The sequence below is a fragment of the Pseudoalteromonas sp. SWN166 genome (genome assembly GCF_015864485.1).
GTDB lineage: Bacteria > Pseudomonadota > Gammaproteobacteria > Enterobacterales > Alteromonadaceae > Pseudoalteromonas.
This window is the reverse complement of record NZ_JADYXB010000012.1, coordinates 70784-83610: the sequence shown is the minus strand read 5'-3', so window position 1 is coordinate 83610 and position 12827 is coordinate 70784. Positions and strand designations below refer to the sequence as shown.

The 12827-nt window shown below is 40.7% G+C and carries 8 protein-coding genes; 3 read left to right on the top strand and 5 right to left on the bottom strand.

Going from position 1 to position 12827, the window contains the following annotated elements; translation table 11 throughout:
• Window positions 1-83 precede the first annotated feature (83 nt).
• The 3 genes from asnC to recG are packed head-to-tail and all read left to right on the top strand — an operon-like array spanning window position 84 to window position 3410.
• Entirely contained in the window at window positions 84-542 is a 459-nt protein-coding gene (gene asnC, locus I6F49_RS09580) for a transcriptional regulator AsnC (RefSeq protein ID WP_002958822.1), read from the top strand.
• 41 nt (window positions 543-583) lie between these two features.
• Complete coding sequence (gene trmH, locus I6F49_RS09575; protein WP_076925783.1) at window positions 584-1270, top strand: tRNA (guanosine(18)-2'-O)-methyltransferase TrmH; 687 nt, start codon at window positions 584-586, stop codon at window positions 1268-1270.
• A 58-nt stretch (window positions 1271-1328) separates the two neighbouring features.
• Window positions 1329-3410 carry an ATP-dependent DNA helicase RecG gene (gene recG / locus I6F49_RS09570; RefSeq protein WP_197180085.1) on the top strand — a complete coding sequence of 694 codons (2082 nt, stop codon included), beginning with the start codon at window positions 1329-1331 and terminating at the stop codon, window positions 3408-3410.
• 149 nt (window positions 3411-3559) lie between these two features.
• On the opposite strand, the gene I6F49_RS09565 is transcribed toward recG, so the two are convergent.
• The 5 genes from I6F49_RS09565 to I6F49_RS09545 form a co-directional block, all read right to left on the bottom strand.
• Window positions 3560-5692 (bottom strand): alpha-galactosidase, encoded by a 2133-nt coding sequence (locus I6F49_RS09565; RefSeq protein ID WP_165728310.1) that lies wholly within the window; start codon window positions 5690-5692, stop codon window positions 3560-3562.
• A gap of 324 nt (window positions 5693-6016) precedes the next feature.
• Window positions 6017-7501, bottom strand: coding sequence for an SLC5 family protein (locus I6F49_RS09560; protein WP_165728311.1), 1485 nt, complete (start codon window positions 7499-7501; stop codon window positions 6017-6019).
• Between the two features lie 52 nt (window positions 7502-7553).
• The gene (locus I6F49_RS09555) at window positions 7554-8315 is read right to left on the bottom strand and encodes a SapC family protein (protein ID WP_165728312.1); all 762 of its coding nucleotides are present in this window, start codon (window positions 8313-8315) and stop codon (window positions 7554-7556) included.
• A 12-nt stretch (window positions 8316-8327) separates the two neighbouring features.
• Window positions 8328-9854 (bottom strand): tryptophan halogenase family protein, encoded by a 1527-nt coding sequence (locus I6F49_RS09550; protein ID WP_165739435.1) that lies wholly within the window; start codon window positions 9852-9854, stop codon window positions 8328-8330.
• A gap of 192 nt (window positions 9855-10046) precedes the next feature.
• The gene (locus I6F49_RS09545) at window positions 10047-12794 is read right to left on the bottom strand and encodes a TonB-dependent receptor (protein ID WP_165728314.1); all 2748 of its coding nucleotides are present in this window, start codon (window positions 12792-12794) and stop codon (window positions 10047-10049) included.
• Between the last annotated feature and the right edge of the window lie 33 nt (window positions 12795-12827).

Genomic DNA, 12827 nt, shown 5'->3' with positions numbered 1-12827 from the left:
AGCAAAAATAGCTTTAATATATAAAAACCATCAATTAAGTGGTATAAAAACCATATATTCGATAATTTCATGAGAAAAATAGAATGGAAAATTATTTAATCGATAATCTCGATAAACAAATACTTCATGCGTTAATGGCAAATGCCCGTACTGCGTACGCCGAATTAGCAAAAAGATTTAATGTAAGCGCAGGGACAATTCACGTAAGAATTGAAAAAATGAAGCAAGCAGGGATCATTACAGGCACCCAATTAACGATTAATACTAAACAGCTAGGCTACGATGTATGTTGCTTTATAGGTATTAATTTAAATAACGCACGTGATTACCCGCAAACGCTTATAAAGCTAGAAGCATTGGAGGAAGTGGTAGAGGCTTATTACACAACAGGTAACTACAGTATATTTATAAAAGTAATGACAAAATCCATTGACCACTTACAAGATGTGCTGATTAATAAAATACAGGCAATAGAAGCCATTCAATCAACAGAAACACTTATTTCTCTACAAAACCCAATTAGCCGTACGGTAATGCCTTAACTGTAAAAATCTCGTATAATTGCCGAAAAAAGAGGATAACCATGCAGCAAACTCGCTATCAAAGAATCGAAGACGTACTTTCGCGCCGTCAAACAGACTTAACCGTGTGTTTAGAAGACGTGCACAAACACCATAACTTATCTGCAATAGTACGAAGTGCTGATGCGGTTGGTTGCCATCACGTACATGCTGTATGGCCTGAAAAACAAAAATGGCTAACAAATAATACCTCTGGTGGCAGTAAAAACTGGCTAGAAACGCACCTACACAGAAACATTGATGATGCCGTAGTGGCAATGCGTGAACGCAATCCAGAAATACAAATACTCGCGACTCATCTATCAGAAGATGCCGTTGATTTTAGAGAAGTAGATTATACCAAGCCAACGGCTATTATTGTGGGCCAAGAAAAAACGGGGATATCTGAAAAAGCCCTAGAATATGCCGATCAAAATATTATTATTCCAATGCAAGGCATGGTGCAATCGCTAAATGTTTCGGTTGCTGCTGCGCTAATATTGTTTGAAGCACAGCGCCAACGCGAGCTGGCTGGTTTATATAATAGAGATATGCTGAGTGCCGAAGTTAAGCACCCACTTTACTTTGAAGGCTGCCACCCTATTATTGCAAGGCAGTGCAAGCAAAAAAAATTACCTTATCCTGCACTTGATGAAAACGGCGAAATAGTCGCTGACGAGCAATTTTGGCAAGCTTTAAAACATACTTGATGGACTAAAGCTCTGTAAGTACACTTAACTGACTCACAAATAATAAGATTGGTACAATTTGTCTAAACCTAGCTTAAATCAATACCCAATTACAGAGCTCAAAGGGGTCGGCCCAAAGATGGCTGAACGTTTGTTAAAGCTAGGTATTTTAACTGTGCAAGATATGCTTTTTCATTTGCCACTTCGCTATGAAGATCGCACTCGCTTATATGCGATTAGCGAGTTGTCACTTCACAGCCACGTAAGTGTTGAAGCAACAATTGAAACAAGCCAAATTACGTTTGGTAAAAGGCGCATGCTGGTTTGCCAAATCAATGATGGTACAGGCAGGCTAACACTACGATTTTTTAATTTTACCGCTGCACAAAAAAATGCATTTAGTGCCGGTAAAATAATACGTTGTTTTGGTGAAGTACGCCGTGGCCGCGTTGGCTTTGAAATGAGCCATCCTGAATACAGCATCAGCGATACTTCTAACGAACAACCAGTAGCTACAACGCTTACGCCCGTGTATTCAACAACCGAAGGTTTAAAGCAGCTATCGATTAGAGCTTTAAGCGAGCAGGCTATTGATTTACTACATAAATACTCAGTAGAAGAGCTACTACCTACAAAATGGCAGCCATCAAGTATGGCGCTAAGCGACGCCTTATTATTACTGCACCGCCCACCTAATGATGTTGATGTAACTGCATTAGAGCAAGGTACTCACCCTGCTCAGCAACGTCTTGTATTTGAGGAGCTACTTGCACAAAACCTCAGCTTATTAAAAGTGCGAGAGCAAGGACAACAAGTTAAAGCCGTGGCATTAAATCCGGTAAACACATTAGAAAGCCAACTTTTAGAACAACTTCCTTTTGCACCCACAAATGCACAAAGCCGCGTAGTTGCTGAAATTAAAGGTGATATGCAACACGCATATCCTATGATGCGTTTAGTGCAAGGTGATGTAGGTTCAGGTAAAACGCTGGTAGCGGCACTGAGTGCACTAACCGCCATTGCGCAGGGCTTTCAAGTAGCTTTAATGGCGCCAACTGAGATTTTATCAGAGCAACATGGGGTCAATTTTACTGCTTGGTTTAATCCGCTCGGTATTTCAGTTGCTTGGCTTGGCGGTAAAACAAAGGGTAAAGAGCGCGTAGCAACACTTGAAAAAATAGCCTCTGGTGAGGCGCAAATGATTGTAGGTACTCACGCTTTATTTCAAGATGAAGTTAAGTTTAATAACTTAGTGCTTATTGTTATTGATGAACAACACCGCTTTGGTGTCCACCAGCGTTTATCACTGCGTGAAAAAGGTAAATTTGGTGATTGCTATCCTCATCAACTAGTCATGACCGCAACACCTATTCCACGCACACTCGCGATGACCGCCTATGCCGACTTAGAAACCTCGGTCATTGATGAATTACCACCAGGGCGTACACCCATCACAACAGTGGCACTTCCTGATACTCGCAGAGACGATATTATTGCCCGCGTTAAATTAGCGTGTAACGAGCAAGGCCGCCAAGTTTATTGGGTGTGTACACTTATTGATGAATCTGAAGTACTGCAATGCCAAGCCGCGGAGGACAGTGCACTGCAGTTAAAAGAAGCACTACCAGAGCTAAACGTAGGCTTAGTACATGGCCGAATGAAGTCAGCTGAAAAACAAGCCATTATGAGTGAGTTTAAAGCAGGTAATATACATGTTTTAGTTGCCACGACCGTTATTGAGGTTGGCGTTGATGTACCTAACGCGAGCTTAATCATTATAGAAAACCCCGAGCGCTTAGGCTTGGCACAATTGCACCAATTACGTGGGCGAGTTGGTCGCGGCGCTACGGCATCGCATTGTGTGCTTTTATATCACGCACCGTTGTCTCACACCGCTCAAAAGCGATTAGGGGTACTACGCGATAGTAACGATGGTTTTGTGATAGCAGAGCGCGACTTAGAAATTCGTGGCCCAGGTGAAGTACTCGGTACAAAACAAACGGGTTTAGCCGAATTTAAAATTGCCGATCTTATCCGCGATAAGCACATACTCAACCAAGTAAGACCGATTGCACAGCAAATGCTTAAGCAACACCCAGAAGTTGTTGACTCGCTAATTCAGCGCTGGTTAGGTAATAAGCAAAATTACGCGCAAGCGTAACCACTCTATTTTCGATATTTTTGAGTCTACTAAGTTAGCGATGCTAAATTAGAGGTGCTAAATTTATTCGTTAGCATTTTGAGGATATAAAAAAGTCAGCCCTAAACAATATAGAGCTGACAATACATATCATACTAATTATATTAAATTTAAGCTTTGTTAAGCTCAAAAATAAGTGATGTTTGCGGGAATGAAATTGGCATTTGTAAGCCAAACTGCATTAACGCTTCACCTGTAAATGCTTGACCATTTACCGCAGCAATAGAAGACGGACGATACTCTTCAAATTTAACCGGCCACACTAAATTAAGTGTGTACTGCGCATCGCCATCTAGGCCAACAAAACGAAGCTTATTAGGCGCTGTACGCGGTGTTTCACGTACACTGTTATAAGCAAACAACGCTTTTGATTTTTGCTCGTCGATTAAACCAAAGTTAATTGATAAATCGTCGCTATCAAGGCGGTACAAATCGGCGCTATGAATAAACTCACGATGCTCTTTATGAAGCGCTATTGCCGCTTTAAGGGCATTGTATTCATGATCGTTCAGCTCACGTGGGTCCATTTCGATTCCCATGTGGCCAAACATTGATACCGCAGCACGCATTTCAATACTTACATTACGCCCTGTGATATGACAATCACGCGGACCTACGTGTGCCCCCATAACCGACGATGGGAAGAAGAACGAACATCCACGTTGTATTTCAAGGCGATCAAGCGCATCGTTAGAGTCTGACGTCCATACACGGTCGGTGTGTGCAAGTACGCCGTAATCTACACGTGCACCACCTGACGAACAGCTTTCTATTTCAAGCCCAGGATGCGCCGCTTTAATACGGTCAATTAGACGATAAAGTGCTAATGTTTGCTGGTGTACTGCTGGCTTACCATCAAAATTACCCGCATGATTAATATCGCGGTTCATATCCCACTTAATGTATTTAATAGTTGGGTATTCAACTAAAATGTCGTCAATCGCTTTGTATAAGTACTCAACAACTTCTGTGCGAGTTAAATCAAGCACTAGCTGATTTCTAAAGCTTAACTGTTCGTTGTTCTCAGAACCTAAAACCCAATCAGGATGTGCACGATATAAATCGCTATCTGGGTTAACCATTTCTGGTTCAAACCAAATACCAAACTCCATGCCTAAACTGTTTACATGGTCGATTACTGGCGATAAACCATCTGGGTAGATTTTGTAATCTACTGTCCAATCACCTAGCCCAGCGTTGTCGCCACGGCGACCTTTAAACCAACCATCATCAAGTACAAAACGCTCAATACCTAACGGCGCTACTTTGTCGGCTAGTTGCTTAAGCGTGTCTACGTCGTGATCGAAGTATATGCCTTCCCATGTGTTGTAATGCACAGGACGTGTTTTTTCACGCTGTGCTTGGCTAAGTAAATTAGCTTTAACAAAACGATGAAAATTACGAGAAAGCGCACTAAAACCTTCACTCGAAAACGAGCCATAAATGCTCGGGCTTTGATACGTTTGACCTTTAGCAAGCGTAAGCTCACCAGGTAATAATAACTCACCCATTTGCACGTAACGACGACCTTCAGCTAAAAGCTCTGCGCGTAGTTTATTATTACCACTCCAACCTAAATGAAAGCCGTAACATTCGCCGTGCTGCTCGCCTGCATTTTCGTTATGCACTAATAAACCAGGAAATACATCGTGTGATGTTTTACCTTTACGGTTTTCACGTACAAAGCTGCCTAAGACTAAATCAACTGATTGACGTTGGAATTCGTTTGACCAACGACCTTCAAAACTTACTATTTTACTTACGCTATCTGGCAGCTGGAATGTTGGCGCCGCGCAAAAGTTAACACTTAATGGCGAATCGCCTAAATTAGTTAATACGGTATGCGCGCTCAATACGTCAGTGTTTTTATCAAGCGTGATGCTGTGCACTACTTCAATACCACGAAGTTTATCTACACTTACAAATTCAAGTGTTGCAGCTGAAGGCTCACGTACTTCTTGAAGTTGTGGCCCTACTGACCATGCGATTGAATCATTTACTAGCTCAAGCCCTGGCGCACCAGTAAAGCCCTCGCCTAATAACGGAGATAGAGAAATAGGCGCTTCTTCAACCACGGCACATTTTACTTCTTGGCGGGTAGCAAGCTGAGTTAGCATTGTTTCTGTTGTTTGCTCAGATAGGCGTTTACCAAAGTACAGTAACGCCGGTGTTTTGCTCTGGCAGTCGAAAATAACGGTGCTGTTTACACTGTCTAATCGATAAAATGATTTAGTGTCGGCCATGATTTTCCTATCCTCTTGTTCATTGTGTGAGTTATAAATATAACGAAAGTAACTTAGTGATACTAAGTATTAATGTGTCTCTCGTTCTTTGAGGCACAATCTATCAGACGGTGACATTCAATAATAATAGTATATATCATATAAATTGGGTTTTGATAGTCTTTACATCGCAAATAGTTAGATAAACTCACTGGAAGTACCACTGTAGCAAAAAGCTATAAACCAACCTTAACTTTAAAGTGCTGTTACTAATTTCTTATACATATAAAAAAATCGGCCAGAGTTGTCCCATGACCGATTTTGTCAGCTTAAATTATTTATACGTTATTTTTGTACTTGTGCTTGTGCTTGTCCTGCGTCATCAAGTTCAGATGTTTTACCTGCCCATTGTGCATTCAAACCAAACACCACTTTATTTACTATTAATGCAAAAGCCACACATACAATCAGTGTAATTGGCATTAAGTGAATGTAATGAATATCAGTATGTAGTGGTGAGCTTGCAAATGTAAGCATGCCGTACATTACAACACCTAAAATTACTGCTGCAATACCCGCACGTGCATCAACATTTTTAAACAATAATCCCACTACAAAAATAGAGAATATAGGCATACTTAGTAAGCCATTTAATTGCTGTAGTAAGTTAATAATACTATCTGCTTGCTGATAAATTGGTACAAGTACCAGTGTTAAGCTTGTTAGTAGCAATGTTACGTAACCACTTAGCTTTACAACACTTGGCTCTTTATTAAAATATGCTTCGTGAATGTCACATACATACAATGCGGTTGCTGAGTTTAATAAGCTGTTGTAAGTAGACAGTACTGCTGCAGCCATTGCCGCTGCAAATACACCGGTTAACCATGCTGGCATTACATCACCCACAATTCGACCATAAGCGGCGTCGCCAATATCACCATAAAGCTTAAACGAAATAATACCCGGTAATACCACGATTGCAGGGACGATTAAAAAGCGAATACCCGCCGCTGCAAATATACCTTTTTGCGCTTCTTTAACATTAGGCGCTGCCATTGCTCGCTGCGTAATTGTTTGGTTAGTACCCCAGTAATACATTTGAATGAAGATCATACCGGTTAAAAGTGTTGGCCAAGGAATAGGTGAATCAGCATCGCCAATTAATGTTAAACGTTCTTCTGGAATACCCGTAAAGTCATAATCAATTGCATTAAGTGCTAAAAACACCACTAAAACAGCCATACCGAGTACAAGTATACCGTTGTAAGTATCCGATACTGCAACTGCACGCAGACCACCAAAGAAGGCATAAACAGCACCAAGAATGGCAAAGGCGGTGGCAATATACATAAGCGGAATATCAACTTTAAACATGGTTTGCATAAACAGCGCACCAGAGTAGATTACCGCTGGCATATAAATAAGTGCATTACCTAAAAAGAACAACCCACCAATAACAGCGCGAATATGCTTGTTGTTATAGCGCTTTTCTAAAAGCTCTGTGGTGGTTGTACAGTTGTATTTGTAATAAACAGGGATGAATACTTTGGCTAAAATAATCAACCCTATAATAGCGGCAAGCTCCCACCAAACAAGCAAAGCCATTTGGTTACCATTCATACCTACAAGTTGGTCAGTACTTAAATTAGTTAATGTGATTGAACCTGCAACAAACATCCAAGTAAGGCCACCGCCCGCTAAAAAATACTCTTTGGTTTGGCTTTGTCCGTTATTACGATTTTGGCCTCGGCATTTCCAATAAGTAAGGCCACCAATTAAAGCGGTGACAAAAACAAAAACCACCAGCTGTAAAATGTTATCTGACATGTGTGTGTCTCCTGCGCGTTATGCGCAATGTCTGGGTAATAAAAAATGCACGCTACAGCGCGTGCGCATCTCGACTTAGTTCTAACTTAATCTGCTTTAAAGGCATAAGTTCGGGACGTTGGTTGTGCAGCTTTACCAATGCATTTAACTGAAACAGTGAAATGAGCATGCTGTTAAGCACACTTAAGTAACCCTGCTTTTGTAGTTCTGCAATGGTATTGCTATCTAATGTTTGCAGTTTGTCTTCATCAACGGTGCTCAAACCTTGAATGGTTTGGGTTTCGCCTTGTTCAAACTGCAATACAATATCTATGTTTTTAATGAGTCCTAAACGCGCAACTTCTTGGGTAAATTGATACGTTTGGTAATCATTTTTTAAATCGCTTTCTAACAACTTTTGCTGTGCACTTAAAAATAAACTTGGGTTACCTTTAGCATCAAATAGTGACTCACCCTGCTCGGTGTTTACGGCTAAGCTTTGCTCATCAATCGCAATAAAATAATCGCTACTATTTGCTTCTCGAGTCATTAAGTAAAGCGGCTGGGTTTGCATGCATACCGGAGTGTAAAGTGCCTGCCATTGGTTGTTATTTACCAATAGACTTTGCCCAGCACTAAAGCTTGTTAACGCTGATACTGTATAGCTGCCATTTTGTGCGTTACGTGCTAAAAAAACAGGTAAATCGCAGGCTGCTTTTGCTATTTCATTTGCTCTTAAATTAACTAAATGCTGTGTTTTTGCGTATTCAACAGCGGCATTGGGGTTAATTTTTAATGTTTGGTGTTTGGTGTTTACTAGTTCACTAATAGCCATAGTTACACATCCTTAAACTGGGTTAGCTGCTAACCACTGCTCTATAAAAGCACGGTGCGGTGGTAAAGTTTGCAACATCTGCTGTGTAAGCTGGCTGTTACGTTCTATTATTTGTTTAGCTTGCGCGTCTTGTGAATACAAATACGCTTGTTTAGTAAAGTCAGGCTTAAAGCCCATACCGTACAAAACATACTGATAGCTGGCGGCTGGAAATAACTCTAATGCGCCATGAAAATCTTGAATAAGCGGGCCACGGCTTCCCCAAAGAAGTAAGTCTTCTTGCAGGGTTTCTGGAATAGTATCAGGCTGTACATGTGCTTGCCAGTAAGGTTCTGGGCGCTTGGTTAGCATGTAATGTAGCTTTAAAAAGTCGATAATACGCTGCCAACGATAATCCATCTGCTCATTAAAGCGCTTAGCTACAATAGGCATTACTTGGGTATCTGCTGGCATATGTTCAGCAACAAAGCGTGCTGAAATTTCAACAAGCATAATGGCGGTAGCTTCAAGCGGCTCTACAAACCCTGCCGACATACCAATGGCAACACAGTTTTTATGCCAAAACTTCTCACGGTATCCTGATTCAAAGTTGATTTTACGGGCAGTTAAACCGTTTGCTGCATCTCCTAAATAGTCTCTTAGGTTTTGCTCTGCTTCATCGTCTGATAAAAATTTGCTTGAATAAACATGCCCTACACCTCGGCGGTGCGTTAAACCAATATCCCAAATCCATCCAGCGTTTTGCGCTGTTGCTATGGTGTGGCTCGCCAAAGACTCATCGTTTTCATCGTAAGGAACTTGCATAGCCAATGCGCTGTCGTTAAATAGCACGTGGTCCATTTTTTTAAACGGTACGTTAAGCGCTTGGCCTAATAACAATGATGAAAAGCCAGTACAGTCTATGTATAAGTCGGCATTTATGGTGCGGGTTTGATCTTTTAGAGTAAGCTCATTTATTGCACCATCGTCATCAAGCTTTACCTGATCAACAGTACCAATAATATGATCTACACCAAGCTTACTTTTACAATGCTGTTTAAGCATTTCGGCAAAAGCGCCGGCATCTAAGTGATAAGCGTAATTACAATTACCTTGATATTCACCTTGCGCTATACCTCTTGGGGCTAAGCTTGCTTCGCAAATATCATGTTGAAAATTTGTTTGCTGTGCAAAGTCTTCAACATTATCTAAATAAGGGGCTAAATCTATACGGCCGTAGCCTAGTGGTACAGTAAATGGATGGTAGTAAAAGTCATTATTGCCATGAGTCCAATTTACAAACTTTCCACCTTGTTTAAAAGTGGCATTACAGGCTTTAAACACGTCAACTTCACGTAAACCAATTTGCTGAAGCGTGTTTTTCATAGTGGGCCAGGTACCTTCACCTACGCCAATTGTTGGAATGTCTGACGATTCAACCAATATCACTTTTAAGCCGTCACCATTTTGACCTTGGTGATACGAAGCTATAATTGCAGCGCTCAGCCATCCTGCTGTACCACCGCCAACTACCGCTACTGTTTTTATTGCTTTATTCATAATGGACTACTCTTTGAGTATTTTTGATAACGTTTTATACAACAAATGCCCGTTAGGGCATTTTGATTTAATGTAGTTTCATTTTAGCCAATTAGGTTAACTAACATACATTACTGCTAAATCAACCTAATTGGTATTAGCACCAAAGTGCTGCAATGAAACAAGAGGCGAGAAATTCGCCTCAAGCATTAATTAAAACGATCCGCGAATACCAAACGCGTAACGTGAGCCATTATCTTCAACCGAATAGATTTGGTTAGCAAAACGACCCGTTTGTACTAACTCTTCTTCAGTGATGTTGATGCCTTCAGCAAAAATAGTGAAGTTTTCGTTAATATCGTAGCTTGCACTAATATCCCACTGACCGTAAGTTTCTACGTTCACTGGTTCACCGTTAAAACCATTATCAACTAAGCGTAAAAAACCTTCACGGTTGTTAAATGCAACACGTGCTTGCCAGTTATCTTGCTCATAAAATAATATTAAGTTTTGTGAATCGCCTAAACCTTCAAGTGCAAATGTTTGTGTGGTGTCTGCACCTACGCTAATGTCACTATCTACGACAGTCGCATTGGCTATAATACCAAAGCCATTTTCAAATATGTGCGTCACACCTACTTCGTAGCCAGTTACTTTAGCTGACTCACCATTTTGAGGGCGAGTTACTGTGTATATTTCTGAGCTACCATTAAGCTCATCATCTGCTTGACCTGTACAAGTGGTACACGCAAAACCAGGACCTGAGCGGTCAGCCATTTCAAATGTTTCTTCACCTGTTAGCGTAACAATAAAGTCATCGACTTCTTTACTAAATACTGCAAAGCTAAATAAGTTAGCGTCGTTGTAGTACCACTCGTAAGAAATATCCCAGTTTTCTGACTGGAATGGCTTAAGTGCAGGGTTACCACCATTTGCTGTTAAGTTTTGACGGCGTGGCTCGTTAAATGTAGTAGCAGGAGATAATTGAGACATCGTTGGACGAGTAATACTGTCGTACGTTGCAAAACGTAAAATCATATTGTCTTGCAGCTCTAACTTAACATTCAAAGATGGTAGTAAGTTTGAGTAGCTAGTGCCCTGTTCAATGTTCGTTGCTGGGCCAAATACGTTAGCAAATAATGTTGCATCAGTTGTTGGCACTACATCGCTAATAAAGCTTTGTACTGCAGCTACTTCAATATCAGTTTCTGAGTAACGTGCACCTAAATTAACAGTTACTGGCATATCAGCTAGGTCAAAACCAAGCGTAAAGTCCATGTATAAGCTAGTGATATCTTCGTTAATTGTGTAACGGTTATTTTGTAGTGTTGGCTCTACTGGGAAACCTTGATCGGCTAGGTAATCAAGCATTTTATCACCGTCGTAGGTGTAGAATGTATCGATTAAGCCTGGGAAGTAGTTGCTTGCTTGGTAAGCTTCAAAATCAATTGCATCAAGTGGTGCTTCAGTACCGTAACCACAGAACTGACATTGGGTACCATAAACTTGGAAGCTTGATTTTTCACGCTCTTGACGATAAGCACCAAAGTTAATGCGATCTACTGGGCCTTTATCTGGCACGTATTCAAAATCAGCTTTTACTTCAGTAATTTCATCTTCATCAGTAAACTGTAGACCCACTTCGTTATAGTGAAGGCGGGCAAGGCTTGGATCTGGCAATGAACCATTTTCAAAGCCATCATGCTGTACAGTAGGAATACTGCCTGTACCGTCAAAAGTATAACTATTAATAATACCGACAACGTTAAAACGGTCAGTACCTGCACGGTCATTTTCGGCTGTTGAACGAGATACATCAAATTTTGCTTTTAATGAATCATTTACTTGCCAATCAACGTTAATACCAAATGCTTTATTAGTTACATCACGTGAGTTACGTGTATGTGATACAAAGTCACTTGCAGGGTCACCACTTGGTGCGCCTAAACCAACGTCTTGAGAGAAAGTTAAAAGAGTACCTGTTTCTGGATCAATCGTTGCGCTACCTACGCGGTCTGGTTCAAACCAAGATGCTAAATCGCGTACTGTTGAATCAACTTCAAATTTTGAAATCATACCATCAACAGTAATCGTAACATCGTCAGATGGTGCGTATTGCAATACTAAACTTGCGTTTGTACGTTCACGGTCTTGCTCATCAACAACTTGATCCCAGTTACGCGGAATGTAGGCATTTTCAAACAATACACCATCTGTTGGATTAGAGATTGTTTGGCCGCCGCGCCAACCTGCCGTTAAAATTTGGTTATTTTGAAGTTTACGTTGTTGATTAGTGATGGCAAAAAGCACACCTAACTTATCATCGTTAAACGTATTACTTATTAAGAATGATGTTGATGGAGATACTTCTTCAGAAAGGCTTTCGTACATACCTTTAACTGAACCTAAAATATGTAAACCACCAAAGTCAAAAGGACGTGCTGTAGTTACGTTAACCGTACCACCAATGCCGCCTTCTTGAAGTGTTGCTGTATTACTTTTATAAATATCAGCACCGGTGATTTGGTCTGCTGCTAATACATCAAAATTAAATTCACGACCTGCACTGTCTGTCGCAATTTGACGACCATTAACAAGTACAGTATTAAATTGTGGACCAAAGCCACGAATAGTTACCGCTTGGCCTTCACCACCACTACGGTCAATTGCTACACCTGTAATACGTTGCAGAGATTCTGCTACGTTTAAATCAGGAAATTTACCAAGATCTTCTGCTTTAATCCCGTCTGTAACAACATTAGATGCTTTTTTATCTAACATTGATGAACGTAAACTGCTGCGGATACCCGTTACTGCGATAACTTCAACATCTTCATTTACTACTGTAGGCGTATTGCCTTCAGCGCCTTGAGCTGCAACGTTTCCGCTTGCCAATATGCCAGTAATAGCAATACTGATCGCGGTTTTCTTGTTGAACGATAACTTATTGTTAATTATCATTTTTTAAAAACTCCTGATTGTGTGTAGTCGTTG

What these genes read in the sequence shown, in the direction of transcription:
- I6F49_RS09550 (WP_165739435.1), bottom strand. Translation starts at nt 9,854, where the DNA reads ATGAATAAAGCAATAAAAACAGTAGCGGTAGTTGGCGGTGGTACAGCA.
- trmH (WP_076925783.1), top strand. Translation starts at nt 584, where the DNA reads ATGCAGCAAACTCGCTATCAAAGAATCGAAGACGTACTTTCGCGCCGT.
- asnC (WP_002958822.1), top strand. Translation starts at nt 84, where the DNA reads ATGGAAAATTATTTAATCGATAATCTCGATAAACAAATACTTCATGCG.
- I6F49_RS09560 (WP_165728311.1), bottom strand. Translation starts at nt 7,501, where the DNA reads ATGTCAGATAACATTTTACAGCTGGTGGTTTTTGTTTTTGTCACCGCT.
- I6F49_RS09545 (WP_165728314.1), bottom strand. Translation starts at nt 12,794, where the DNA reads ATGATAATTAACAATAAGTTATCGTTCAACAAGAAAACCGCGATCAGT.
- I6F49_RS09555 (WP_165728312.1), bottom strand. Translation starts at nt 8,315, where the DNA reads ATGGCTATTAGTGAACTAGTAAACACCAAACACCAAACATTAAAAATT.
- I6F49_RS09565 (WP_165728310.1), bottom strand. Translation starts at nt 5,692, where the DNA reads ATGGCCGACACTAAATCATTTTATCGATTAGACAGTGTAAACAGCACC.